21 protein-coding genes and 3 pseudogenes are annotated in these 26,246 nt (G+C 69.0%); 18 read left to right on the plus strand and 6 right to left on the minus strand.

The annotated features are described in order from the left end of the window. Positions 1-411 precede the first annotated feature (411 nt). The 5 genes from PV796_RS33210 to PV796_RS33230 all read left to right on the plus strand — a co-directional run bounded on the left by PV796_RS33210 (position 412) and on the right by PV796_RS33230 (position 6,517). Positions 412-1,662: a lytic transglycosylase domain-containing protein gene (locus PV796_RS33210; RefSeq protein ID WP_274917404.1), complete on the plus strand. Its 1,251-nt coding sequence runs from the start codon at positions 412-414 to the stop codon at positions 1,660-1,662. Positions 1,663-1,795: 133 nt separating this feature from the next. Then, entirely contained in the window at positions 1,796-3,664 is a 1,869-nt protein-coding gene (locus PV796_RS33215; protein WP_274917406.1) for a trypsin-like serine peptidase, read from the plus strand. A gap of 203 nt (positions 3,665-3,867) precedes the next feature. Beyond that, a complete protein-coding gene (locus PV796_RS33220) occupies positions 3,868-5,037 on the plus strand; it encodes an acyltransferase family protein (RefSeq protein WP_274917407.1) in 1,170 nt (389 codons plus the stop codon). Positions 5,038-5,426: 389 nt separating this feature from the next. Next, the gene (locus PV796_RS33225; protein WP_274917409.1) at positions 5,427-5,993 is read left to right on the plus strand and encodes a hypothetical protein; all 567 of its coding nucleotides are present in this window, start codon (positions 5,427-5,429) and stop codon (positions 5,991-5,993) included. Then, positions 5,957-6,517, plus strand: coding sequence for a hypothetical protein (locus tag PV796_RS33230; RefSeq protein WP_274917410.1), 561 nt, complete (start codon positions 5,957-5,959; stop codon positions 6,515-6,517). The genes PV796_RS33225 and PV796_RS33230 overlap by 37 nt, the downstream gene beginning before the upstream one ends. 161 nt (positions 6,518-6,678) lie before the next feature. Here PV796_RS33230 and PV796_RS33235 read toward each other — a convergent pair whose 3' ends face one another. Further along, the gene (locus PV796_RS33235; RefSeq protein ID WP_274917412.1) at positions 6,679-7,212 is read right to left on the minus strand and encodes a GNAT family N-acetyltransferase; all 534 of its coding nucleotides are present in this window, start codon (positions 7,210-7,212) and stop codon (positions 6,679-6,681) included. A 419-nt stretch (positions 7,213-7,631) separates the two neighbouring features. Between PV796_RS33235 and PV796_RS33240 the strand changes: the two genes are divergently transcribed. Then, on the plus strand, positions 7,632-8,168 hold the full coding sequence (locus tag PV796_RS33240) for a hypothetical protein (RefSeq protein ID WP_274917413.1): 537 nt from the start codon (positions 7,632-7,634) through the stop codon (positions 8,166-8,168). Positions 8,169-8,192: 24 nt separating this feature from the next. Here PV796_RS33240 and PV796_RS33245 read toward each other — a convergent pair. Beyond that, a pseudogene (locus tag PV796_RS33245) lies at positions 8,193-8,510 on the minus strand (helix-turn-helix domain-containing protein); the annotation flags it as partial. 420 nt (positions 8,511-8,930) lie between these two features. Beyond that, a complete protein-coding gene (locus tag PV796_RS33250; protein WP_274917414.1) occupies positions 8,931-9,353 on the minus strand; it encodes a hypothetical protein in 423 nt (140 codons plus the stop codon). A gap of 316 nt (positions 9,354-9,669) precedes the next feature. Between PV796_RS33250 and PV796_RS33255 the strand changes: the two are divergent. After that, a pseudogene (locus PV796_RS33255) lies at positions 9,670-10,958 on the plus strand (transposase). A 63-nt stretch (positions 10,959-11,021) separates the two neighbouring features. On the opposite strand, the gene PV796_RS33260 reads toward PV796_RS33255, so the two are convergent. Then, positions 11,022-11,756, minus strand: coding sequence for a TetR/AcrR family transcriptional regulator (locus PV796_RS33260; RefSeq protein WP_274917415.1), 735 nt, complete (start codon positions 11,754-11,756; stop codon positions 11,022-11,024). 117 nt (positions 11,757-11,873) lie between these two features. Between PV796_RS33260 and PV796_RS33265 the strand changes: the two genes are divergently transcribed. From PV796_RS33265 to PV796_RS33285, 5 genes and pseudogenes are all read left to right on the plus strand, one after another. Then, on the plus strand, positions 11,874-12,470 hold the full coding sequence (locus PV796_RS33265; RefSeq protein WP_274917416.1) for an NADPH-dependent FMN reductase: 597 nt from the start codon (positions 11,874-11,876) through the stop codon (positions 12,468-12,470). Positions 12,471-12,498: 28 nt separating this feature from the next. After that, positions 12,499-14,106, plus strand: a complete 1,608-nt coding sequence (locus PV796_RS33270) for an MDR family MFS transporter (RefSeq protein WP_342456937.1) — start codon at positions 12,499-12,501, stop codon at positions 14,104-14,106. Between the two features lie 51 nt (positions 14,107-14,157). Next, positions 14,158-15,213 carry a DNA polymerase III subunit beta family protein gene (locus PV796_RS33275; protein WP_446750704.1) on the plus strand — a complete coding sequence of 352 codons (1,056 nt, stop codon included), beginning with the start codon at positions 14,158-14,160 and terminating at the stop codon, positions 15,211-15,213. 20 nt (positions 15,214-15,233) lie between these two features. Beyond that, positions 15,234-15,743 carry a hypothetical protein gene (locus tag PV796_RS33280; RefSeq protein ID WP_274917418.1) on the plus strand — a complete coding sequence of 170 codons (510 nt, stop codon included), beginning with the start codon at positions 15,234-15,236 and terminating at the stop codon, positions 15,741-15,743. Continuing rightward, positions 15,740-16,573: pseudogene (locus tag PV796_RS33285) on the plus strand (helix-turn-helix domain-containing protein); the annotation flags it as partial. The gene PV796_RS33280 and the pseudogene PV796_RS33285, both read left to right, overlap by 4 nt. Positions 16,574-16,881: 308 nt before the next feature. On the opposite strand, the gene PV796_RS33290 reads toward PV796_RS33285, so the two are convergent. Next, positions 16,882-17,373 carry a MarR family winged helix-turn-helix transcriptional regulator gene (locus PV796_RS33290; protein ID WP_274917419.1) on the minus strand — a complete coding sequence of 164 codons (492 nt, stop codon included), beginning with the start codon at positions 17,371-17,373 and terminating at the stop codon, positions 16,882-16,884. A gap of 215 nt (positions 17,374-17,588) precedes the next feature. Here PV796_RS33290 and PV796_RS33295 point away from each other — a divergent pair, with 215 nt between their 5' ends. Together PV796_RS33295 and PV796_RS33300 are read left to right on the plus strand one after the other, a co-directional pair. Beyond that, positions 17,589-19,292 carry a chloride channel protein gene (locus PV796_RS33295; RefSeq protein ID WP_274919337.1) on the plus strand — a complete coding sequence of 568 codons (1,704 nt, stop codon included), beginning with the start codon at positions 17,589-17,591 and terminating at the stop codon, positions 19,290-19,292. A 58-nt stretch (positions 19,293-19,350) separates the two neighbouring features. After that, on the plus strand, positions 19,351-20,004 hold the full coding sequence (locus PV796_RS33300; protein ID WP_274917420.1) for an FAD-dependent monooxygenase: 654 nt from the start codon (positions 19,351-19,353) through the stop codon (positions 20,002-20,004). A gap of 125 nt (positions 20,005-20,129) precedes the next feature. Here PV796_RS33300 and PV796_RS33305 read toward each other — a convergent pair whose 3' ends face one another. Then, positions 20,130-21,764, minus strand: coding sequence for an FAD-dependent oxidoreductase (locus PV796_RS33305; RefSeq protein ID WP_274917421.1), 1,635 nt, complete (start codon positions 21,762-21,764; stop codon positions 20,130-20,132). Positions 21,765-22,055: 291 nt separating this feature from the next. Between PV796_RS33305 and PV796_RS33310 the strand changes: the two genes are divergently transcribed. The 4 genes from PV796_RS33310 to PV796_RS33325 all read left to right on the plus strand — a co-directional run bounded on the left by PV796_RS33310 (position 22,056) and on the right by PV796_RS33325 (position 26,234). Continuing rightward, complete coding sequence (locus PV796_RS33310) at positions 22,056-23,183, plus strand: SchA/CurD-like domain-containing protein (RefSeq protein ID WP_274917422.1); 1,128 nt, start codon at positions 22,056-22,058, stop codon at positions 23,181-23,183. 92 nt (positions 23,184-23,275) lie between these two features. Then, positions 23,276-23,719, plus strand: a complete 444-nt coding sequence (locus PV796_RS33315) for a cupin domain-containing protein (RefSeq protein ID WP_274917423.1) — start codon at positions 23,276-23,278, stop codon at positions 23,717-23,719. Continuing rightward, on the plus strand, positions 23,716-24,984 hold the full coding sequence (locus PV796_RS33320; RefSeq protein ID WP_274917424.1) for a beta-ketoacyl-[acyl-carrier-protein] synthase family protein: 1,269 nt from the start codon (positions 23,716-23,718) through the stop codon (positions 24,982-24,984). Before PV796_RS33315 ends, PV796_RS33320 begins: the two co-directional genes overlap by 4 nt. Continuing rightward, positions 24,981-26,234, plus strand: a complete 1,254-nt coding sequence (locus PV796_RS33325; RefSeq protein WP_274917426.1) for a ketosynthase chain-length factor — start codon at positions 24,981-24,983, stop codon at positions 26,232-26,234. The genes PV796_RS33320 and PV796_RS33325 overlap by 4 nt, the downstream gene beginning before the upstream one ends. Positions 26,235-26,246: the final 12 nt, after the last annotated feature.

The raw sequence follows: 26,246 nt of genomic DNA on the forward strand, positions 1-26,246 counted from the left end.
CGCGGCGCCGCTCCTGATGGGGATGCTCCGCAGGCGCAGCCCCGTGGCGTCCCCGACCTCAAGCTGCCCAGCCTTCCGCGGCAGGGCCGAGACCGAGGCGCAAGAGAGTCGCAACGCGCTACTGGGGCCGATGAGGGTACGCGAATACCCGCGACCGCTCTGGACGCCTACAAGAAGGCCGAGCGGACGCTGAGCAGCGCCCGGCCGTCCTGTCACCTGCCCTGGCAACTGGTCGCGGGCATCGGCCGTGTCGAGTCCGTGCACGCCTCCGGTTATGGCCTGCGTGCCGACGGGTCCACTGCGAAGCCGATCCGTGGTCCGCGCTTGGACGGCGAGCAGTTCGCCCTCATCCGTGACACGGACCGGGGCCGTTGGGATGGTGACGCCGAGTTCGACCGTGCCATCGGCCCCATGCAGTTCATCCCCTCCACCTGGGCCACCATGGGGGCCGATGGGAACGGCGACGGCGTCAGCGATCCCAACAACATCTACGATGCCGCCCTCGCCACCGGCCACTATCTCTGCGCCGGCGGCCGTGACCTGAACCGCCCGGCCGACTTGGACAAGGCCGTCCTCAGCTACAACAACTCCCGTGAGTACGTCAACGCCGTACGGGACTGGATGCGCACCTACCAAGGGGGGGAGGTCGGCGCGACGCCGGACGATGCGCCCGCCGTTCCGCATCATCCCGACCCCGCAGACGACCGAGCGTCTGTCGCCACGCCACAGCCCCGGCCTGTCAGGGCCGGATCCGCCGCCACTCCCCAGGCCAAGCAGGATCGGGGGGCGGTGGGTTCATCAACGAGTCGTTCCGGCAAGACCGTTGAGCCGTCCACGCCGTCCCGCCCCAGCGACAGGCCGGTCGAGAAGCCTGCGGAGGTCTCAGGCAAGAACGAGGGCGCGGGCCACCGTCCAGTCACCGACCACCGCACCGTCGCTCGCCTGGAGCTCGTCGGGGGGAAGGGCCTGGGGGACTGGACGGCTGGCAAGGCAGTCGGGCGGCGTGCGCAGGTGCGCGTCCTGGACGCCCACGGGCACGGTGTGTCCGGGGCCCGGGTGACCTTCCGCATCACCGGATCCACCGGGACGTCCTTCGCCAGTCAGGCCACGACCGCCACCGTCGCCACCGACCGGCGCGGCATCGCTACCGCTCCCGCCCTCCTGGCCGGCAACCTGCCCGGGCCGCTCGGCGTCATCGCCACCGTTCCCGGGAAGCACGGCCCGGTCAGCGGCACCTTCGCGGCCACGGTCCAACCAGCGCCCGCGCCCGCGGTCGATCGACTGGAACTGCTCACCGCCGAGCCCCTGCGGGCTGACGCCAACAGTCGATTCCTCGAACTCCCGCAGGTCCGAGCGACGGCCCACAACGAGCCCAGCTCTGGTGTACGCATTACCGCGACCCTGCTCAACGGCACCGGTAGCAAGGAAGAGGAAGAGGCCCAACAGGCCACCGTCGGCCCGTACTTCAAGGACGACCACGGCCATCCGATCCGTACCCTCGTCCTCCCTGGCACGGACTCCGAGGGACGCCTCGACCTCCCGCAGCTCTTCACCGACGCACACCCGGGCATCTACACCCTCCGCCTCACCACCCCCAAGGGTGTACGTCTGGGCGTGCCCCTCATCGTCGGTGAGTCGGCTCCCGATCGCCCTGTCTCCTAAGCCCGCCCCGTGCCGTGTGATCGCCGCGCCGTTCGGCGGCATGCGCACAGACACCGGCACGGGGCCGCGACGGACCGAGTCCCTTCCTGTTCGCGTAGACCATTCCCGCATTCCTGCCCTCAACGGAAGTTTCATGAGACGAATACCTTGGGCACGCACCGCCACCTTGGGCTTGTGCACTGCCCTCGCCTTCACCGCACCCGCGTCGGCCGCGCTCGCCACGGGCAAGCCGCCCAAACCCGTCCAGCGCGCGACGTCGGAGGAGATCCGACAGGCCGAGCAGACCGAGCGTTACTGGACCTCGGAGCGCATCCGCTCCGCCGTACCGGCCGATGCCCCGGACGGTGCGCAGCGCCAACGTCTGGGGGATGGCCCACAGAATGCGCCTACCCCGCCCGGCGGACGGCAGAAGCGTTCGCTCCTGGAGCCCAGTCACCCCATCGACGAGGGCATGGCCACGGTCGGGGTCTTTCTCATCCGCAACGACAAGGACGAGGCGACCCCCAATCAGTTCTGCACGGCCTCCTCCGTGGCCTCGCCCACCAAGAGCCTGATCGTCACGGCGGCGCACTGCCTCAAGAACGCCTCCGACGGCAACATCGCCTTCGTTCCCGGCTACCGGGCCGGCAGTTCAGCGGCCGGCCAAGTGGGCGAGACCCCCTACGGGATCTTCCCGGTCAAGCCCGGCAAGATCTGGATCGATTCTCGCTACCAGGCATCGACGCCCGATGACGACGTCGACTTCGCGTTCCTGCGCGTCGGCCCCAACTCCCAGGGGCGGCTGCTGGAGGATGCCACCGGTCGCGGAAACACCCTCACCAAGGTGCCCGCCACCAACCTCGCCCGCCAGGACATCACGGTCGCCGGCTACCCCGGCGGGCAGCGGACGCCCTTGCGGTGCACCAACGACACCACCGCTTTCCAGGGCCGGTTCATGGAAATCAAGTGCGACGGCTTCCGCGCCGGCGTCAGCGGGGGACCGTTCCTGGAGAACTTCGACGGCATCCGGGGTGATCTCGTCGGCGTCATCGGCGGCTACAAGACCGGCGGCGCCTACGACCACACCTCCTACACCTCCCAATTCGACGACGACGTCTTCCGCCTCTACAACCAGGCCGTCAACGACGTCCCCACCGACACCAACGGCGCTGCTGGTATGGGGAGTTCCAGCACCTGGCAGCATGCCGGGGCCATGACCGCCGGCCGTTTCCACACCGCCTCCGTCCGCAACAAGACCAGCGATCTCATCGTGCGCTGGTCCGACGGCGAGGTCTCCCTCTACCCCGGCGATGGCAAGTACGGCTTCGGCAAGGACATCCAGCTCGCCAAGCACAAGACCTGGCAGCAGGCGAACTTCATGGCCGCGGGCGACTTCACCGGCAGCGGGAGCCAAGACCTCTTCGTCTCCTTCACCAACGGCACGGTGAACCTCTACAAGGACGTCAACGAAACCAACAAACTGAAGAACAGGGTGGAGTTGCGCGGCCCCAACGGCACCTGGTCGCACGTCGTCGCGATGACCGCCGGCCGTTTCGGCGATGGCAACACCCGCAGCGACGACCTCGTCGTGGCATGGTCCGACGGTGAGGTGACGCTCTACCCCAACATCGATGGTGAGGGCGTGCACGGCGAGCGACAGCTGATGCCACCGCCCAACCGCACCTGGCCCTACGCCCGTGACCTCGCCGCAGGCGACTTCGATGCGACGACGGGTGACCAGGACCTCTTCGTCCGTTGGGTCGACGGCGAGGTCAGCGTCTACGAGGACATCGCCGGCAACGGGATCGGGCCGAAGCGGAAGGAACACCAGCTCCAGCCCGGCCAGTCACCGTGGCGCAACGCCACCCTCGCCACCCTCGGATCCTTCGGCGGGCCCGACCGTCAGGACGACGTCGTCGCCCTGTGGACCGGAGGCGGGCTGACCCTGCACCCCGACACCACCACAACCTCCGTAGCCCCCGGACGCACCCTCGTGCCTGTGCTGGGCAGCACGCTCCGCTGAACTCCTCGCCGGGCCCGGTCAATGCCGGGCCCGGCACACCGACTTGCGCTGCTGATCCCGGCGCAGGCAACGCGCGGCTCCGCAGGACCGGCCGTTCACCGCCCACGAAGCGAGAACGCCACAACGTGTTCACAGGCCCCATCCGGCCTGTGCGTTTCTTCGGACACAGAGCGCCCCTGACCAGGGCGCCAGGGGGATACACGATGGCCAAACGCCACTCGGCAAACAGACTTGCCGTACTCGACGGACTGCGGCTGCTCGCCGCACTGATGGTGGTCTTCTACCACTACGTCGCCCTGGCCCGACCATGGGGCCACAGTACGAACACGATCTTCCCGACCGCACACAAGCTGGCCCAGTACGGCTGGCTCGGAGTGGAGGTCTTCTTCCTGATCAGCGGCTTCGTCATCTGCATGAGCGCCTGGGGCCGCACGGTGGGTGAGTTCGCCGTCTCCCGCCTGACCCGTCTGTTCCCCGCCTACTGGGTCGGCATCCTGCTCACCGCCCTGGTGGTGAAGACGTGGCCGGAGGTCACCTCCCTGCGCGGCTGGGATTCGCTGATCACCAACCTGACCATGCTCCAGGGCGGCAACAACACGCCCAACGTGGACCCGGTGTACTGGACGCTCTTCGTGGAGCTGAAGTTCTACCTGATCATGGTCGTGGTGATGTTGTTCGGCGTCACCTACCGCAACTGCCTGATCCTGTGCGGGATATGGACCGCGGCTGCCGCCCTCGCCCCCGTCCTGAGGACGCCCCTGCTGACCGCGTTCGCGATGCCGCAGTACGCGCCGTTCTTCATCGCCGGCATCGCCTTCTACCTGATGCGCCGCTTCAGGCCCAACGCGATCCTCTGGGCGATCGTGATCCTGCAACTCCTCCTGGCCCAGCGCTACATCGGCTACCGCCTAGCCACCAACCTCGGCAAGGCCGCCGCGGATGCCCTGCCCAGCTGGCCCGCCCGCTTCCTCATCATCGCGGCGTTCGCCGTCATCGGCGCCATCGCGCTCGGCGCCTGCGACCGCATCCAAGGGAAGTGGCTCACCACCGCCGGAGCCCTCACCTACCCCCTCTACGTCATCCACCTCAACATCGGCATCACCCTCATCCACCACTACCGCAACCGCATCCCCGCCCCAGTCCTGGTAGCCGCGGTAACCGCACTCATGCTCCTGGCCGCCTGGCTCATCCACCGCCTCATCGAACGCCCCCTCGGGATGTGGCTCCGCACCACCATGCGCCGCGGTATCGACGACGTCCGCCGAAACGTCACCCCACGACGCCGACACGCACGACGCTCGACATCACCAACACCCGTCGCGTCCCACGGCGAGCGGACGCCGTCAGACACCCGCACATTCGAATCGGCGTAACCGGCGTACCGGCTACAGCCCATGCCGTCGCCGCCCGCTGGGGCCCGCGTCAGCGGCAGGGAGGACCTTCGGGGACGTCGGGCGGGGAAGACCTCCGGGACACCGGCCGGAGGGAGTGTCCTGGACGCGCCATCGGGAGGAAGCGCCCCGGACCGCGAGCGCCTCGGGGACGAGTGCGCGGGGGACGAAGTGCCCTGGGGCGGGGTCAGTGATTGCCGGCCGGCCGCTTCGCCGGGGCCGCCGCTCCCGCTCCTCCCACTGCCGCCGCCTCGCGGCGCAGTGCGCGCTGGGGGCCTCTGCGGTTTGCCGAATTCTGGCAATGTGAAGGCGCCGGGAGTTGACGATGCGCCGCCGTCCGGCGGTGCCGCGCCGGGGAGGCCCTGTTGCCGGTGACCGTACCGCCATCGTTGCTGATCGTTCTCGAAGTCCTGCGGCCGTGCTTCACCGCACCATCGTTCGCGACCTTCTCGGTGCTGGTCACCGGGGCGCTGTGGGCGACCGGTCCGCGCACGGTCACCGGGAACTTCCATCGCTACGGCAGGAAGGTGCACGGCGCGAGGTACCAGCACGACGGGTCGGCCAGGGGACGCGACGGCTTCGTGATCGTCGGGGTCGTGGTGGCGATGCCATTCCTGGCCTGGCGGGTCTGCCTGTCGGTGCTGTTCCGCCTGCACATCCCCAGGACCAGCGCGTTCAAGCCCGAGCAGGCCCGCGCGCTGACCGACCTGCTCGCCGCCGCGCTGCCCGGCCGCACCGTCCACGTGGTGGGCGACGCCCTGTACCGCGGTCCGGCCTGGCGCGGCCTGCCCGCCCAACCCGCCTGGCCGCCAACGCGGTCCTGTACGGGCCCGAGCCGCCGCGCACGGGCAGGCGCGGACACCCCGCCTGGAAGGGCAAACGCCTGGGCACCGCCGCCGAGATGGCGGCCACCGCGGCCTGGAGACGCACCCGGGTGACCGGCTACGGGGTGACCGGGACGGTGGACCTCGCAGTGATCACCTGCCTGTGGTGGGGCAGCCTGCACCGCACCCCCACTCGTGTGGTCCTGGTACGAGACCTTAACGAGACGAAGCCCTACACCCTGGCCCTGGCCACCACCGACCTCACCAGCACCGGCGAGCAGATCGTCGCCCGGTACGCCTCTCACTGGTCCATCGAACAGTCGATCAAGGACGGAAAGCAGCTCCTCGGCGCGGGCGACGCCCACAACCGGCTGCCCGCCGCCGTCGAGCGCACCACACCGCTTGGCCTGGCCAACCTGACCGTCCTGGTTCTGTGGTACGACCAAGCCGGCCACCCCGACACCGACCTCAACTCCCGCCGCCACCAAGCGCCGTGGTACCGCCGCAAGCGCCATGCCTCCATCGAGGACATGATCACCGCGTTCCGACGTGCCCGGATAACAGACGTCACCGCAGCCCAGGACACACCCAGCCTATTCACCGAGCCCACCCCGACCAGCCACGCTACCGTCGCGTAACGGCGAAACTTCAGGGTTGTGGCCGCAGTTGCGTGAAAGCGCGGGGCACGGCGGGAAAGCGGCGTCTTTCGCCTCGACGTCGAACTCCGTGGCGATCGGCACTGTTGAGGGCGTACGCGTGGCGGTCGACTGTCGCGTGATGGCCCGGTGGCTCGGCTGGCTCACGCCTGGTACTCGGTGAGGTCGATGGTGTGGACGCGCAGCGGATGGCCGTACACCGGGTGCTTCGTTTCGCGTTCCGGCACCATGCCGAGCTTGCGCATCACGTTCTCGGAAGCGTCGTTGCCGACTCGGGCGATGCTGATGACGCGGTCGAGACCGCGAACCTGGAGCGCGAACTCCAGTACGGCGTGGGCGGCTTCGGAGGCGTATCCCTGGCCCCAGAACTGCTGACCGAGCCGCCAGCCGATCTCCACAGCGGGCAGCACCTCCGGCAGGAAGGCGGGCACGGACAGACCTGTGAAGCCGGCCAGTTCACCCGAGGCCAGCAGCTCGACGGCGTAGAGGCCGAAGCCCTCCTTGTCCCACTCCTCCTCCCACCGCTCGATGGCTTGCGCCGTGTGGTCCAGATCGCGAACCGAACCGTCGCCGATCCAGCGCATGACCCGAGGGTCTGCGTTGATGTCCGACATCGGCGCAAGGTCGTCGTCACACCAGCGACGGAGCAGGAGACGGGGGGTACGGATCTCAGTCATGGCGTCCATCCTGCCGAAGGTAAGCGCCTCACCGGTATCCGGTACTTGGTAATCGGTACTCGCCATGCTGCCGCTCCCTGGACCCAGGGCATCAGGCTGCCTGCACCGCACACCGCGACGGGGACCAACACCAAGCCCATCGCCAGGTGAGACGACATGTGGCCGTACAACCGCTTCCAGCACGTCGATGAGCCCGCGGTGAAGTCGGACTTCGACAGCGAGACCTACGTGGTCGAGAGTTGAGACCCATTGCGACGGCAACCTGCCGAAGTGCGAAGACGGTTCACGGAATCGGTGCTGTTGGTGATCTTCGCTCGGTGGTGTAGCAGGGCCGAGACCTTGCATCGGCTGGTATTGCCGTCATGCTCAAGGCGCGACCGTTTCCGCAGCTCAGCATGCCTACGGGCATAATTCTCACCATGGATGCGACCCGGATACTGGCAGAGTTCGGCCGGACGGCCAGAATCGGGCCGATCGGTTGTAACGCCTCCCTGCCAGAACTGGTGGAGGCGTTGGGGCAGCCCTTCATCGGTGACCCCGTGTACGAGAAGTGCCGCTGGCCTCGCTGGTTCGGTTACGGCAACCTGCAACTGGTCGTCTGTAGCTGTCGGCTGGTGGTCCAGGTCATCGTCCCGGTGTGGCACGGGGAGATTGAAGTCCCCGATGCACGGGCGAACACGATGGTCAGCTATCCGTCAGGGGTGTCCTACTCCCAGTTCACCGCCGCGCTGGACGCCGAGGGATGCGACTGGAGCCGGGGGCGGGACCTCCCCGGGCAGTGCACCGTGGAGACTGAGGTGGACGGGACCCGGACGGGGTTTGTGTTCGTCACCACCGAAGGCGATGAGGAGCCTCCGCTCGCGGATGCGACGCTGAACAAGGCCGTCTCCTCAGCATTCCACGACTGCCCACCCAGGACCCCGGACGAGGAAGACGACGGCTTCGGCTCAAGCTGAGGAACCTCAGACCGCTCCGGATTTGATGCGGTCGGTGGGGATCAGGGTGCCGACAACGATGACGAAGTCGCCTTCACCCGGGCCCACCAGTGCCTCCGGTAGGCCCGGTGCCCACGAAGCCAGGAGTTCGAGTGTTTCGTCGGCGTACCACCAGGCCGTGGATTCGGAGACCCTGAAGCCTGCTCCGACCTGCGCAAACGTCTCGTTCTTCCGCAGAAGCGCCAGCACCAGGAGAGCCTGCTTGAAGCAATCCAGCCTCCGCCACGGCGAGTTCACCTCACGCCGGCGGGCATGGATGAGCCACGAGACGTGCTCGACGAGTTCGTGGGGGACGTCGAGCATGGCAGGATACGGAACCAACAGAGCCCCTTGGCGCCGGTGTCGAGTGAGATCAACACCCCAACGACAAGGGGCTCTGCCATGTCACCCATCACCCCGCTGGCCAGGCCATTTACCCCCTGCGGAACAGGACGAAAGAGGTTCAGTGCCTACCATTTCACGGAGTGGCGTGTCAGCAACGGTGTTGCCGTTTCCGATCAGCATCTTCGTGGTTTTCTCCCGGGTCTTTTCCCTCATGAAGGGGATGGCTCTGTCGAGGAACATTTCGTCTTCCAGACGTGCCTCAAGGAGGAAGTACACGGCTCGGCTCCTGTGACGTATTCGCTCGCGTATGGTGACTGCTCAGCGTAGTTGCTGTGGTGGGAAGAGGAATGTGAGCCCCTTCCTTAGAGAAAAGGGGCTCAAATTCACGTAAGGGCTATCTCATCGGAGTAGTCCTTCGGGTACCGGAAGCTCGTGACCGGTCAGCATCTCTGCCGTACGCTCCCTGGTTCCCTCCTGCAGGAAAGAGATGGCCTTCTCCAAGAGGTCCTCGTCGAAGAATTCCTCAAGGACCTGGAAGTACACGGCTCCGGTGAAGTGTGCACTGGAATTGTGCACGAGGATGTCCACGAACTGGAAGCATCTGTACATGAGTTCAGGGTCTGGCGTGGCTTTCCTGAGCTCCGGCACGACGATCGGTTCCGTGAACGCCTCCTGCAGGAGCACGTAAGTGTCGAACCGAGCGGCTTCGCTGACAACAGCCTCGCCCGCGGGCATCTCATACAGCCCGGCGATGTGCTCCGGCGTTTCCGGCACCATGCGCAGTAGCAGCGCGGGAACGTCTTCTCCTCGAATACCACTCATCGTGTTTCCTGTCAGGCGCAGTTGCCGGACGAGGGATCGCAGATGGATCCGCCACCCCCGTCACCATTGTCCTCGGGGCAGAAGGGACCCTGTTCCATTGAGAAGCCGAACGAGTCGACCGCGCCCTTGAGCAGTTCCCATCCGCCTCGCTGCCACCCGTATTCCCTGATGTAGCTAGCTTGTTTTTTAAGATCCAGTCTCGAATGTGCTTCGAACTTGATCAGCGTTTTCGCAGTTCAGCGGGCGTGAAGGCGGCCTTCGGTTGATCATGTGCTCCGACCAAGGAACGCACACACTCAGCACAAAGGCCGTAAGGATGAGTCTGTCGCACCACGCCGTTGAACATGGGCAGTTCGCAGAACTGTCACGCTTCCGAGGCGAGTTCTACTCCTGTCTGACCAGGCGTGCGGACGCCCTGTTCGAGTTGGTCGATGCCGTGCTGTGTGCGGACGGTCCGGTCCGTTCTCTGGTTGAACTGTCGCTGGTGGGGGAACATCGCCGCGGGCACGGTGGCCTCTACGACGCCTTGGTCGCGGGCCGGATGGACATCAGCCGGCTGCGGCGAGCAGTGGCCGCAGTACCTCTGCCACGGGCTGCGGACGGCCGACTTGTACTGGCCGCTGACATCACTTGCTGGCTGCGGCCTGATGCACACACCTCACCGCAGCGGATCCTGTGCCACACCTACGGCCGCGGCAAAGACCAACACATTCCCGTTCCGGGCTGGCCGTACTCGGTGATCTGCGCACTGGAGACGGGCCGCAGCTCGTGGACCGCGCCGCTGGACGGGCTCCGACTGGCGCCGGGCGACGCCGCCGCCACCGCCAGGCAGATGCGCGAGTTGGTCGGCCGGCTGGTGGAGGCGGGGCAGTGGAAGGACGGCGACCCGGAGATCCTCATCGTGGTGGATGCCGGATACGACGTGCCCCGCCTGGCATTCCTGCCGTAACGCAGACCCGTCTGTATGGCACCGCCACCGCCCAGGCATGGGACCGCCTCCACCCGCGGCTGACACACCGTTCCGCCTGGGTCGCCGAACTGGGAACCCTCCCGGTCATCGAGGGAACGGTGATCCACCTGCAGGTCGAGCACTTGCCCAGCGGCGCCATCCCGGAACCGGTGTGGCTGTGGTGGTCGGGCACCGACGCCACCCCCACTCAGGTCGACCTGATCTGGCAGGTCTTCCTGCGACGCTTCGACATCGAGCACACCGTCCGGCTGTTCAAGCAGACCCTCGGCTGGACCCGCCCCAAGATCCGCACTCCCGAAGCCGCCGACCGGTGGACCTGGCTCATCCTGGCCGCATACACCCAACTACGTCTGGCCCGGCCACTGGCGGCCGACCTGCGGCGGCCGTGGGAGAAACCGAATCTGTCCGACCGTCTCACCCCTGCCCGAGTCCGCCGCGACTTCAGGCACCTGCGCCCGAAGGGTCTCTGCCCCGCCGAAGCACCGAAACCCTCCCGCCCCGGCCCAGGCAGACCTCCCGGCCGCAAGAACACCCACCCCACACCCCGCCACGACGTCCACACAGTCCGCAAAACAGACACAACGAAACGACGAACGAAGAAAGCAACAACCCCACGACCCCACCGCAAAGGTTAAAGATCAAGCTGGGGTCTGTCCTATGGGTGAGGGTCAGGCCCGGCCCTGACCCATAGGGCTGCTCTAGCTGTCGATCCTGGCCGCGATGCCGTCGAGTACGCAGTCGAGTCCCGTCTCGAACTGCCAGGCGGCGTCGTCCTTGCGCCCGGCCCCGAGGGTGTAGCGCCGGTAGGTCGGGTAGCGGCCGGTCTCCATCAGATAGGTCATCTGGGGTGCGAGCGCGCGGCGTGTTTCGTCGCCGCTGGCCCAGCCGTTGTCCTCCATGTACTGGCGTAGCGCCACCTCGGACTGCGCCGCGCCGTGCACATAGGCGTTGACCGCGCGGAAGGCGGCCATCACCGAGTCGGTGTCCATGCCGTGGCCGTCGAGCGCGGCAAGCTGGCGTTCCGCGATCGCCATCCGGTTCGGCGTCAGTACGAAGTGCTGTGTGGGCAGTTGGGCCAGCCAGGGATGCCGCAGCATCATGGCGCGACTGGCCGTGGCGTAGGCGTGCAGGATGTCGCGCCAGCCGGTCGCCTCGTCGGGTACGGCGAGTTCGGCCGTGACCTGGTCGACCATCAGCGCCCACAGGTCGTCCTTGCCCGAGACGTGGCGGTACGCGGCCATGGGCGCGACTCCCAGCTCGGTGGCGAGGCGGCGCATGGTGACGGCGGCGAAGCCCTCGGTGTCGGCGACCTGCACCGCCACGGCGGCGATCTTCTGCGGCGTCAGTGAGGCGCGGGGCGCGGCGGTGGGGCGCTCTATGCGCTCCCACAGCACGGGCGCATCCGCATCTCCGCTCTTCTTCTGGGCTGCCACGAGTGGGCTCCTCTCCGGTCGACCGTTCGTGTACAGCGTATCGCCGGTAGACGGTGTACACAGTGAAGCGTACGTTGTACGCATCCCGATACGTCGTACACGTCAGGGGGATTTCCCATGAGTGAGCAGCCGCAGCAGCTCCGCGTAGCGGTCGTCGTCGGCAGCACCCGGGAGGGCCGCTTCGCACCCGTCGTCACACGGTGGATCAAGAGCCACCTCGACCAGCGCGATGACATGAGCGTCGACGTCGTCGACCTGGCCGAGACCCCGCTGTCCACCGTCTTCCCGGCCTTCGGTCAGCCGCCCGCGCCCGGCACCGAAGAAGCCCTCGCCGAGGTCTCACCGCGCCTGGCGGCCGCCGACGCGTTCGTGTTCGTCACGCCGGAGTACAACCACAGCTTTCCGGCGTCCCTGAAGAACGCCATCGACTGGCACAACGAGCAGTGGCACGCCAAGCCAATCGGCTTCGTCTCCTACGGCGGCATCTCGGGCGGCCTGCGCGCGGTCGAGCAACTCCGGCTCGTCATGGCGGAGTTGCATGCGACCGCCATCCGCAACACGGTCAGCCTGCACAACGCCTGGGGCCTGTTCGACGAGGAGTACGCGATGAGGGACACGCAGAGCGACGCCGCGGCCAAGACGATGCTCGACCAACTCGCCTGGTGGGCCCAGGCACTGCGGGACGCCAGGAACGCCCGCCCCTACACCACCTGATGCCACGTCAACAACAATGGGGGAAACCATGAATCAGCGTATGGGAGAAGCCGCGCCCAAGACAGCGGAGCCCGGTGCCGACCAGTCACCGACCGCGGCGCCGGCCATGGCGCCACCGTCGCGCCTCGCCATCCTGGGACTGCTGCTCGGCATCATCCTGGCGACACTCGACGGCACGATCGTCGGTACCGCCCTGCCCACGATCGTCGGCGAACTGGGCGGCCTGGACCACTTCTCCTGGGTGGTGACCGCCTATCTGCTCAGCACCGCCGTCTCCACTCCGATCTGGGGAAAGGCCGGCGACCTCTACGGCCGCAAGGGCAGCTACCTGACCTCGATCGCGGTCTTCCTCGTCGGGTCGGTGCTCTGCGGACTCGCCCAGGACATGGGGCAGTTGATCGCCTTCCGGGCACTCCAGGGGCTCGGCGCGGGCGGCCTCTTCGTGGGTGCGCTCTCCCTCCTCGGGACCCTCCTGCCGCCCGCGCAGGCGGGGCGCTCCCAGTCGATGATCGGCGTACTGCTGCCGGTCGCCATGATCGGCGGCCCGCTGCTCGGCGGCTTCCTCACCGACCAGATGGACTGGCGCTGGGTCTTCTACGTCAACGTGCCCGTCGGCGCCGCCGCACTCCTGATCGTCGGGCTCCGCATCCGACTGCGCGGCGAGCGCGGCCCGGCCCGCATCGACTTCCTGGGCGCCGCACTCCTCACGGCGGGCGTTTTGGCGCTCTCCCTGATCGGGACCTGGGCCGGCGCGGCGTACGACTGGATCTCACCGCAGATCGCGGGGCTCGCCGCACTCTCGGTGGGCGCCCTCGGCTGGTTCGTCCACGTGGAGCGACGAGCACCCGAACCCATCATCCCGCCGCGCCTGTTCCGCGACCGCAACTTCACCCTCGCCCAGACTCTGAGCTTCCTGGTGGGCGCGGCGATGCTGGCCGCGGCGAGCTATCTGCCGCAGTACATGCAGTTCGTACGGGGCATGTCGTCGACGGAAAGCGGGCTGCTGCTGCTCCCACTGATGCTCGGCATGATGGGCGCGCAGCTGTTCATCGGGCGGGCGGTGGCCAACGGCGGCGGGTACCGCGGGTACCCCATCGCGGGCGGCACGGTCGCCACGGCAGGCGCCCTGGCCCTGCTCATGGTCGGCGCGGACACCGCCACGGCGGTGGCCTCCGCGCTGACGCTCGTCCTCGGCCTGGGCCTGGGCTGTCTGATGCAGCCCGCGATGCTCATCACCATGAACAGCCCGGAGCCCCGCGACATGGGCGCGGCCAGCGGCACCACCACGCTGCTACGGACCATCGGTGGCTCGCTCGGCGTCGCCGTGCTCGGCTCCGTCTACACAGGCCGCATGGCCGCCACCCTCACGGACCGGCTCGGCCGGGACGAGGAGCGGCTCGCCGGCGGCCACGAAGTGACCCCCGCGGTGCTGCTCGGGCTGCCCGACGGCGTGCGGGACGCCTTCCGTGCCGGGGTCACCGGCGGACTGCACAGCGTCATGATCGGCACGGCCGCGCTGTGTGCCGTCGCCTTCGCGGCCGCCTGGCTGATCCGCGAGGTGCCGCTGCGGACGGCCCCGGGCGCGGCGGACGGTGTTGCTGGCCGTGACGTTGGTGACGTGCCACGTCGATGTTGACCTTCAAGTTGGTTGAAGCTCAATGATGGCGAGGTGCCAAATTCCGAGATGATGCCAATCGGCGTCTTTGCCCAGCGCAGTGGCCTGACCTCCAGCGCGTTGCGGTTCTACGCCGATTCCGGGCTACTGCCGCCTGCCGACGTAGATCCGGTCACGGGCTACCGCTACTACGCCGCCGTCCAGTTGGAGCGGGCGACCACGCTGCGTCAGCTCCGCGAGATCGCCATGTCGCTGGCTGCGGTCGAGGCGGTCCTTGCCGCCGGGGCGGACGAGGCGGCGCGGCTGCTCGACGAGCATGTCGCCAAGATCGAAGGGGACGCGGCGGCAGCGCGGCGGAAGGCGGCGGTCATCAAGTCCGCGCTCGGTGGCAACGTGCCTGGTCTGCTGATCGCCACGCTGAAGGGTCCAGTGCTGGCAGATGCGGTCGAGCAAGTTCTGACCGCGACCGCCTGCGAGCCGGGGATGGCGGTGCTCGCCGGCCTGCACATCGAGGCGAGTGACGAGGCAATCGCACTGACGGCGACCGACCGGTACCGGCTCTCCACTCGGACCCTGGTGCCAGCGCGGGCAGCCGAGCAGACCTGGGCCGGCACGGTCGACGGCGACGACCTCCGGGCTGCGGTAGCCGACGTCCGGCGCAGTGCGCTGATCCGTATCGAAGCGGTGCCGCACGGGATCTGGCTGCGCATGCCCGAGCGGGAGGACCGGCACTGCCGGACACTGCCTGAGGAGTTCCCCGACCACCGTCTGATGCTTGACGCCCTGGACGAGGTCACCACCCGCGTGACGGTCTCGAAGGACCTGCTGCTGCGGGTTCTGGAAGAGCACCCCGACGAACACGTCTTACTGCACATCACCGATCACAGCGTGAACGTCCGGCCCCCGAACGACAAACACCCCGGAATCCCACTCTCCGCCACGGTGACGGGCGAGGCCCTCCAGATCCGGTTCGAGATGACCACGCTCTATCCCGCCGTGAGCACGGCGATTGGCCCCGACGTGATGCTCGATCTGAGGGGACACGACCAGCCCGTCACGATCCGCTCCGCCGACCGAGGCGATCTCACCACCCTGTCCATGCCCATCAAGTTCGACCCCTCAGCCTGAGAACGACGACGAGGAACCTCATGACCAACACACCTGCCACACCTGATCCGACCATGGAAGCCATCGGCCAAGCCGTCGGCGAAGGTCGAACGGGCGATATCCCTACCGCCCGCCACAAGCTCCTGAACCTGTGGTCGGAGATCGGCGTCACGGGAGACCCATTGCACCGTTGCTCGCTCGCCCACTACCTGGCGGACCTCTACGAAGATCCCGCCCAGGCCCTCGTCTGGGACGTCCGGGCCCTGGACGCTGCTGACGCCGTGACCGAACAGCGTGCCCAGGAGCACCACGCCAGTCTCCACATCGCCGGGTTCTACCCCTCCCTCCACCTCAACTTGGCCGACAACTACCGCCGACTCGGGTCCTTCGACGCGGCTACCGAGCACATCAACGCAGCCCAGGAGCACGCCCCCAACCTCCCTCAGGACGCATACGGTGCCTTCCTGCGCACCGCCCTGGACGAGGTGTCAGAGGCCATCTCCCAGCGGGACATCACCAAGCGGCCCTCCGCGCCTGGTCCCACCGCGTGACGCATCGGAATACGCCCCTCACCGTCGAAGGGCGCCGTCGGCCGGTCGAGCGTTGCCGGACGAGGCCGATTGCGCATGTCGTGGCCGAGATGGGGATCTCCCGGGCGTGTGCATCGAAGTGGGTCAATCGATATCGCAGCCACGGCGAACTCGGGCTGGAGGACCGCTCCTCTGCGCCGCACCACCAGCCGACCGCGACGCCGTCCGAGGCCCTCGTCCTCATCGAACAGCTGCGCCGGAACCACAAGTGCTCCGCGTCCCGGATCGCTTTCGAGCTGGCTCAGGCCGGAACGTCAATCAGCCGGCGGTCCATCAGCAGGCACCTTGCTGAGCTCGGCATCAACCGACGCCGATTCATCGACCCGAACGGTGAGGTCAACCGACAAGCGCGGAAAATCCAAGCTCGACGGCCAGGGCACATGATCCACGTCGATGTGGAGAAGGTGGGCCGTATCCCCGACGGCGGCGGCTGGCGCGCCCACGGACGCGGCAGCGACCAGGCAAAAGCCGTCAACCGGAGAAAGAAGACCAGCCACGGCGGCTACGTCTACCTGCACTCGGCCCTAGACGGGTGCAGCCGACTCGCCTACACCGAAGCCCTGCCAGACGAGAAGGCCACCACCGCGATCGCCTATCTCCACCGTGCGCGCGCCTGGCTGGCCGCACATGGGATCGCACGCATCGAACGGATCGTGACAAACAATGGCGCCTGCTATCGCGCCGAGAGCTTCACCCGGGCCCTCCTCGGCGCCAGGCACCAGCGCATCGAGCCCTACACCCCACGCCACAACGGCAAAGTCGAGCGATACAACCGCATCCTGGCGGAAGAGCCCGCTTCTTGCCTGTGTGGGCCCGGGTCGCGCATCGGCCGGCGGCGGCTACCACACTCTTGATCGCCTGGGGTCTCGCATCCCGGCGTGCCGTTGTACGGGATGGTGATGGGTCTGGCGCTGAGCATCGTCCTGTCGGCATTGTCGGCTCGTTGCTGCGCGCCCGTCGCCCGCCGGTGCATGGGTAGGGCGGACCGCAACTCCGCTTTCCGTTTGTGTCGTTGGTTTCCGATGGCGTCGCGTGGATCGGAGCACGCTCGCGCCCGTCTCCCGCATGAGCGGGGTGGGAGGGTGCGTGTGGTGGTGCGTCAGCCGGTGGTGCTGTCGGTCCAGCCCAGGGGGTAGGCGTCCGGTCCGGTGGTGGGGACGGCTGGTTCGTCCGCGGCGTGGGCGAAGGCGGTGAGGGCGTCGATGAGGGCCTGGCCGTGGGCGGGGTCCATGTGGCTGACGATGGTGGCGATTTCCGCGCGGCGGCGGGCGGTGACCTCGTCGACGATCCGGCGCCCGTCTTCGGTGAGTTGGATCAGGGATTCCCGTCGGTTGGCGGGGTTGGGGTGTCGTTTGGTCAGGCCGGCGGTGGTGAGCCGGTCGATCATGCGCATCGCCGTGGAGGGGTTGACGCCCAGGAGTTCGGCCACGGCGGAGAGGTTGGTGTCGTCGTGCACGGACAGTGTCACCAGTAGGCGGAACTGGGGCAGTGTGACCGTGTCTTCGGTGGCGGCCAGGGAGCGCGCGGAGACGCCGACCAGAACGCGAGAGGCGGTGAGTACCGCGCGGGTGACCGCGTCGACGTCCGCCATCTCTGATGCCTTCCCCTCGCGTTTGATCACGTTCCTTTCTACCTCGCACGCACGCGCACTTGACAGCGTTTGCATAATGCAAAAAGAGCGAGGAGAGGAAAAGTATGACCGGAACAGACGCGGCCTCCCCAGATGATTCCGCCATCCGGACACCGGTCGTCGAGGCTCGACCCACCTTCTCGGTAGCGCGACTGCGCGGGGCGCCGTGGGGCGTGTTGGTGCTCGCAGTTGTGGTGGGCGCCGGTGCCGGGCTTGGCTCGGTCGCCTTCCGCTGGCTCATCACGACGTTCACCCACCTCTTCTCCGGCCACGCCGACTACGCGAGTGCTGGCGGCCGCGCGAACCCTCATGTGCCCTGGCTCGGCCCATTCTTCGTCGTCGTAGCCCCTGTCGTGGGCGGGTTGCTGTACGGGCCGTTGGTTGACCGGTTCGCCAAGGAGGCCCGTGGGCACGGTGTGCCTGAGGTGATGCTCGCGGTCGCGCAGCGCGGCGGACGGATCAACCCCCAGGTCTGCGTTGTCAAGGCGCTCGCCTCCGCGCTGTGCATCGGTTCCGGCGGCTCCGTCGGACGGGAGGGGCCCATCGTTCAGATCGGCTCCGCCCTCGGCTCCACGCTGGGCCGCGTGGCGAAGGTTCCCACGGAGCAACTGCGGCTGCTGGTGGCCTGCGGCGCGGCCGGCGGCATCGCTGCCACCTTCAACGCCCCGCTTGCCGGCGTCTTCTTCGCCATGGAGCTGATCCTGGGCACCTTCAGCGCCGAGGCGTTCGCAGCGGCGGTGCTCTCCAGCGTCACGGCGAGCGTCATTGGACGTGCGGCGTTCGGCAATACCGCCTTCCTCGCGCTGCCTCCGTTTCATGTCCAACACGTGGCACAGTACGGGCTGTTCGCCCTCCTCGGTGTGGTGGCGGGTGTCGTGGGCGTCGGCTTCACGCGCGTCCTGTACTGGATCGAGGACGCGTGCGACTGGGCCTGGCGCGGTCCGGAGTGGTTGCGGCCGGCGGCCGGCGGGTTGCTGCTCGGGCTGGTGCTGCTGGCGTTGCCCGAGATGTACGGCGTCGGCTATCCCGTACTGCACAAGGCCACCCAAGGCGGCTACGTCATCGGCTTCTTGCTGCTCCTCTTGGTTGGCAAGATCCTGGCCACCAGCTTGACCATCGGCATCGGCGGGTCCGGCGGAGTCTTCGCCCCCAGCCTGTTCATCGGCGCGATGCTGGGCGCCGCCTACGGAGCCATCGCCGGCCACCTCATACCGAGCACCGCCGGTAACGTCGGCGCCTACGCCCTGGTCGGCATGGGCGCAGCCTTCGCCGGCGCCTCACGGGCACCGATCACCGCCGTCGTCATCCTCTTCGAACTCACCGGCCAGTACACGATCATCCTGCCCCTGATGCTCGCCATCGTCCTTGCCGCCGCCACCGGCCGCCTGCTCTCCCACGACACCATCTACACCCTCAAACTCCGCCGCCGCGGCATCGACCTCCGCACCCCCGCGCCCCCAGGCCACCTTGGCACGAAGTGGGTGGACACGGTGATGGAAGCCGCACCACAACCGCTGCCCGTGGACACCGAACTACTCGCGGCATCCGACGAGTTGACCCGCTCCCATCACGGCGTCCTGCCCGTCGTCGACGCCCACGGTCGCTGCCTGGGCATGCTCACCGCCCGAGCTGTCGCCAAGGCCCTCGCCGACGACCCCGACGGTCAACCGCTGCGGGTGGGCGACCTTGTCCAGCCCGTCCCGGTCATCACGACGCAGATGCAACTGGCCACCGCCGTACACGCGTTGGCGGCCGCCCCCGGCACTGGTCTGCCCGTCCTTGACCCGGGCAAGGAGCACCTCGTGGGTTGGCTGACCCACCAAGGCGCCCTCCGCGCCATGCACGGCGCCGTCCCCACGCCGCCGGCTGCCGTGGCCTGAACCGGGCCCCTGGCCTGTGGCCACCATCCCCGCTGAATCATCGGAAGGGGCATCACGCGTGAAGGTCGTCGTCATCTGCGGGGCCGGCATCGCCGCCCTCGCCCTCGCCCAACGCCTGGACATCCTCGGCTGGCACGTCGTCCTCCTGGAGAAAGCACCCGGCCCACGCACACAGGGCTACATGATCGACTTCTTCGGCCCCGGCTATGACGCCGCCGAGGCCCTGGGGATCCTGCCTCGCCTGAACGAACTCGCCTACCCAGTACGGGAGGTCGCCACCGTCGATCACACCGGCCGCACCCGGGTCCGGTTGACCTACACCCAGTTCAGCCGGGCCGTGAACGGACGCCTGCTCAGCCTGATGCGCCCGGACCTGGAACGAGCCCTGCGCGAAAGCCTCCCAGACCACATCGACCTGCGCTTCGCCACCAGCCTCCACCGGGTCGAGAACACCCCCACGGGCGTTGACGTGTCCCTCACCGACGGCACCACGCTCGCCGCGGACCTTCTGGTGGGCGCGGACGGCATCCACTCCACCGTCCGCAACCTCGCCTTCGGGGCGGAGGAGGAGTTCCTGCACTATCTCGGTTTCCACACCGCCGCCTACGTCTTCGACGCACCCGACGTCCATGCCCGGACACTCAACACCACATCGCCCCGCGGGATACGAGACCGGGCCGGTACGGGCCGCAGATGCCCCCTTGGGCGGTGATGGGCAGAAATTACGTTCCAGGGTGGGCGGGAAGCGGACGGGACATACGCGGCAGGGGCCGACGGGCGGCTCGCGCCCGTCGGCCCCTGGTTCCCACCGCGATGGGGCGGCGGGGAGCCGCGGTGTCAGGCCCGGCGGAGCAGGCCGCCGAGGACCTCGCGCAGGGCGCCCTCGGGGTCGGCCACCTGCCCCTCCGCGCGCCACGCCACGAAGCCGTCCGGCCGCACCAGCACCGCGCCCTCCGGCGTCGTCCCGTGCAGCTCCGCCCAGTCGATGCCCTCGTCCGGGACCAGGTCGGCGTCGGCACCGACGCCGACGCGGTAGTGGTCCAGCCGCGTCGACCAGTGGGCGGCGGTGGCCTCCGCCGCGGCGCGCCAGATCTTGCCGTCCTCGGTGCCGGTCAGCAGGACGAAGGACCGCTCGTAGAGGTCCAGGGTGGAGCGTCGCCCGTCGTCCGCGTGCAGCCACAGGTGCGGGGCCCGGGTGCCCGGCTCGCCGGTCAGCCGCATCCGCTCGGGGACGACCGGGAGTTCGGGGTCGGCACCGAGGACCGCACCGCGCGGGTAGCTGTAGCCCAGCGCGACCGTCAGCACGCCGCGCTGCCGGCCGCCGCCCCCGGGCGCCGGGTCGTAGCCGGGGTGGCTGTGCTCGGCTGACCGGGCCGAGGCGCGGGCGCTGGTCACCTCGGCCACCGGGCGGCGCTCGTCCTCGTAGGTGTCCAACAGCGCGGGGTCCGCCGCGCCGTCGAGGACGGCGGCCAGTTTCCAGGCGAGGTTGTGCGCGTCCTGGATGCCGGTGTTGGAACCGAACGCCCCGGTGGGGGACATCTCGTGGGCCGCGTCACCGGCGAGGAAGATCCGGCCAGCGGAGTACCGCTCGGCGACCCGCTCCGCGGCGTGCCAGGGCGCCTTGCCGGTGATCTCAACCGCCATGCCCGGTACGCCCGTTGCCCGTCGGATGTGGTCGATGCACCGCTGGTCGTCGAAGTCCTCCAGCGTCTCGCCCCGGTCGGGGTGCCAGGGCGCGTGGAAGACCCACTCCGCGTGGTTGTCCACCGGCAGCAGGGCCCCGTCGGCCTCCGGGTTGGTCAGGTAGCAGGCGATGAAGTGGCGGTCGCCGACGGCGTCGGCCAGCTCCGGGGCGCGGAAGGTGATGCTGACGTTGTGGAAGAGGTCGCCGGGGCCCGTCTGCCCGATGCCGAGACGCTCGCGCACCGGGCTGCGCGGCCCGTCCGCGGCGATGAGGTAGTCGGCGCGGAGGGTGGTGTGCTCGCCGGTGTTCCGGTCCTTGACGACCGCGGTCACGCCGTCGGCGTCCTGGTCGCAGGTCATCAGCTCGGTGCTGAACCGCAGATCGCCGCCCAACTCCCGGGCGCACTCCAGCAGCACCGGCTCCAGGTCGTTCTGGCTGCACAGGCACCAGCCCGACGGGCTGAACTTGGCCAGCCCGCCGCCCGGGTCGATCTCCCGGAACAGCCACTCCTGCTCGTCGCCGATCAGTGAACGGGCTTGCAGGATCCCGTGGTTGGCGGCGAGGACCGAGGCCGCCTCGCGGATCCGCCGCTCGGCGCCGGCCACGCGGTACAGCTCCATCGTGCGGACGTTGTTGCCCCGACCCCGGGGGTGCCGGGAAGTGCCCGCGTGCTTCTCGACCAGGACGTGCCGGACACCCAGGCGTCCGAGGAACAGCGAGGCGGACAGGCCCACCAGGGACCCGCCGACGATGAGGACCGGTACCCGGTCTTCGGCCTTGGGGTTCATGTGTTGGCTCCAGCTCCAGCGGCGCGTACGGGAGATGGAGCAACGCATGCCCGGCCCGTGGCCCCTTCCATCAGGGTTCACCTGCATGGCTCACAGATCTCGCGCCGACCGTGGCTCTTAGCCACGATCGAATCCGGACCGCCCCCGCGACACGCCGGGCAGAAGGTCCGCCCATCCGGCTCAGTCGCCCGGACCGCATCGGGAGCAACGGAAGGCACCGGAATCCCGGATCGCGCCGGAACTGACGACGCACCACAGGGGCCCTCGCGCCCCGGAGGAGATGCGTAGACGATGACAACGCTGTCGGAACGAATATCGCAGTCCGCCTTCGACGGCTCCCGGCTCCGGGTCGTGCTCATGCTGGACCTGGAGGACGGTGCCCAGCAGCAGTTCCTGGAAGCCTACGAACAACTCCGGAACCAGGTGGCCTCCGTCCCCGGGCACATCACCGACCAGTTGTGCCAGTCCATCGAGAACCCCTCGCAGTGGCTGATCACCAGTGAATGGGAGAGCGCCCCGCCGTTCCTCGCCTGGGTCAACAGCGAGGAGCACGTCAAGATGGTGCAGCCGCTGCACAGCTGCGTGCGCGACACCCGCTCCCTGCGCTTCAGCGTCCTGCGAGAGACCTCCAACGTCGCCGTCGCCGCCCCCGAGCCCCCCAAGGGCCGGCTGCAGGCGAACCCCCGCGTCGGCGACGGCGTGGTCCGGCACGCGCTGACCTTCACCGTGAAGCCCGGCAGCGAGTCGATGGTCGCCGACATCCTCTCCGGCTACACCTCGCCGGCGGCCCGGGTCGACGACAAGACCCGGCTGCGCCGCACCTCCCTCTTCATGTACGGCAACCGCGTGGTGCGCGCCATCGAGGTGCAGGGCGACCTGATCGCCGCGCTGCGGCACGTCTCCCAACAGCCCGAGGTCCGGGCCGTGGAGGAGGCCATCAACCCGTACCTGGAGCAGGACCGGGACCTCAACGACCCCAATTCCGCCCGGGTGTTCTTCACCCGCGCCGCGCTGCCCGCGGTGCACCACGTGGCGACCGGCGGTCCGGAGCCCGAGAGCGCGCAGGCCGTCTCCCGGCACGCGCTGTACTACCCGGCCAAGCCCGGCTTCGGCATGACGCTGGCCAAGATGCTGGCCCGTCAGGACGAGGAGGCCGCCGACGACCCGGCGTGCCCCGTGTACGGCAGCACCATCTTCCAGCGCGACGACATCGTCGTCCGCCTCATCGACATGCGCGAGCCCCTCGACCGGGACCCGCTGGTCTCCCTCGGTGCCCGCGGTCCGCGCAAACTGGCCGTGCTGCGGCGGCTGTTGGACGGCGACGTCGCCGGCGGCCTGACCAGCGAGCGCGAGCTGGCGCACTTCCTGGCCCGCGCCGACATGGATCTCATCACCGACCGCCGGGCGTCGGACGCCTGACCGTCGAAGGCCCGCCGACCGGGCCCGCGGGCCGTCATCAGGCCGGCACCATCCACCCATCCACCGGCAGCACGCCCCTGGAGGAATCAGCCATGACCACGCACCGCCCACGCATCGTGGACCTCAGCGAGACCCAGCCCAACCGCCGGCGCGGAGGTGACCTGCGCGCCATGTTGACGCCCAGCGCGGTGGGATCCACGAGCGGCTTCATGGGCATGGCCCTCGTACAGCCCGGCGAGCGCATCGGGGAGCACTACCACCCGTACTCCGAGGAGTTCGTCTACGTCGTCCAGGGTGCGCTGGAGGTCGACCTCGACGGGGAGACCCATCCGCTCCGCCCGGACCAGGGGCTGATGATCCCGCCGTACATGCGGCACCGTTTCCGCAACGTCGGGGACGTCGAGGCCCGGATGGTCTTCCACCTCGGCCCGTTGGCCCCGCGCCCGGAGCTGGGTCACGTGGACACGGAGGCGGCCGAGGGGGCGCAGGAGGGCACACCGGCCGCCCCACCCGAACGTACGGAGCCGGTGTCATGACCCGCCGCGTGGCGGTCACCGGCGTCGGCATCGTCGCCCCGGGCGGCGTGGGGATCCCGGCCTTCTGGGACCTGCTGTCCACCGGGCGGACGGCCACTCGTGGCATCACCCTCTTCGACCCGACCGGCTTCCGGTCCCGGATCGCCGCCGAGTGCGACTTCGATCCGGCCGCGCACGGCCTGGACGGCGAGCAGGTGGCCAAGTCCGACCGGTACGTCCAGTTCGCGCTGGTCGCCGCGGCCGAAGCGCTGCGGGAGTCCGGTCTGGACATGGCACGGGAGGACCCGTGGCGGGTCGGGGTGTCCCTGGGCACCGCGGTCGGCGGCACCACGCGCCTGGAGCACGACTACGTGGCGGTCAGCGCGTCCGGCAGCCGCTGGGACGTGGACCACCGGCCCGCCGGGCCGCATCTGCACCGGGCCTTCTCGCCCAGCTCGTTGGCGTCCGCGGTGGCGGAGCAGATCGGCGCGCACGGCCCGGTGCAGACCGTCTCGACGGGCTGCACCTCCGGCCTCGACGCGATCGGTTACGCCTTCCACTCCATCGAGGAGGGCCGGGCCGACGTCTGCGTCGCGGGCGCGTCCGACTCGCCGATCTCCCCGATCACCGTGGCCTGCTTCGACGCCATCAAGGCGACCTCCGCGAACAACGACGACCCCGCCCACGCCTCCCGGCCCTTCGACGCGCAGCGCGACGGTTTCGTGATGGGCGAGGGCGGTGCCGTGCTGGTCCTGGAGGAGTTGGAGCACGCCCGGGCCCGCGGCGCCACCGTGCACTGCGAGATCCGCGGCTACGCCACCTTCGGCAACGCCTACCACATGACCGGCCTGACCCAGGAAGGTCTGGAGATGGCCGAGGCGATCAACCGCTCGCTGGCCCATGCGCGGCTCGACCGCAGCCAGGTCGACTACGTCAACGCGCACGGCTCCGGCACCCAGCAGAACGACCGTCACGAGACCGCCGCGGTCAAGAAGTCGCTGGGCGACCACGCCTACAAGGTGCCGATGAGCTCGATCAAGTCGATGGTGGGCCACTCGCTGGGCGCGATCGGTGCGATCGAGATCGTCGCCTGCGTCCTGGCGCTGACCCATCAGGTGGTTCCGCCGACCGCCAACTACGAGAACCCGGACCCGGAGTGCGACCTGGACTACGTGCCGAAGACCGCACGGGAGCTGCCGCTTTCGTCGGTGCTGTCCGTGGGCAGCGGATTCGGCGGATTCCAGTCGGCCGTGGTCCTGACCCGTCCGGGTGGGAGGACGAGATGAACTCCCCGCACGAAGACCGCTGTTCCGTCGTCACCGGCATCGGTGTGATCGCCCCCAACGGGGCCAACACCGAAGCCTTCTGGAAGTCCACCAAGGAGGGCATCAGCGTCCTCGACACGGTCACCCGCGAGGGGTGCGAGGACCTGCCGCTGAAGGTCGCCGGCGAGGTCCGCGGCTTCGACCCGACCGAGCTGATCGAGGAGCGCTTCCTCGTCCAGACCGACCGGTTCACGCACTTCGCGATGGCCGCGGCCAATCTGGCGCTGGACGACGCCCTGTTGGGGCGGGCCGACTACAACCGCTCGCCGTTCGCGGTGGGAGTGGTGACCGCGGCCGGCTCCGGCGGCGGCGAGTTCGGCCAGCGGGAGCTGCAACGGCTGTGGGGCCAGGGCTCGCGCTACGTCGGCCCGTACCAGTCGATCGCCTGGTTCTACGCGGCCAGCACCGGCCAGATCTCCATCCGCGGCGGCTTCAAGGGGCCGTGCGGGGTGGTGGCCAGCGACGAGGCGGGCGGGTTGGACGCGCTGGCACACGCCTGCCGGACCATCCGCCGCGGCACCGAGGCCGTGGTGGTGGGCGCCGCCGAGGCCCCGCTGGCCCCGTACTCGGTGGTCTGCCAGCTCGGGTACGAGGACCTCAGCCGCTGCGCCGAACCGGACCGTGCCTACCGCCCGTTCACCGACGGCGCGTGTGGCTTCGTGCCCGCCGAGGGCGGCGCGATGCTGGTCGTCGAGGAGCGGTCGGCCGCCGTGGAGCGGGGCGCCCGGCCCCGTGCCGTGCTGGCCGGGCACGCCGCCACCTTCACCGGCGCCGCGCTCTGGGAGGAGTCCCGGGAGGGGCTGGCCCGGGCGATCGAGGGCGCGCTGGCGGACGCCCGGTGTGCGCCCGAGGAGATCGACGTGGTCTTCGCGGACGCCCTCGGGGTGCCCTCGGCCGACCGGGCGGAGGCGCAGGCGCTGGCCGATGCGCTGGGCGGGTACGCGTCCCGGGTGCCGGTGACCGCGCCCAAGACCGGTATCGGCCGGGCGTATTGCGGCGCTCCTGTCCTGGACGTCGCGGCCGCGGTGCTCTCGATGGAGAGCTCCGTGGTGCCGCCGACCCCCAACGCCATCGACGTCACCGTGGACCTCGACGTGGTGACCGGGAAGCCCCGGCCCGCCGAGCTCCAGACGGCGCTGGTGCTGAGCCGGGGGCTGATGGGCTCCAACGCGGCGATGGTGCTGCGCCGGTGCGAGAAGTCCCCCTCCTGAGAGGAGATTCCG

Source organism: Streptomyces sp. WZ-12 (genome assembly GCF_028898845.1).
Taxonomy (GTDB): domain Bacteria; phylum Actinomycetota; class Actinomycetes; order Streptomycetales; family Streptomycetaceae; genus Streptomyces.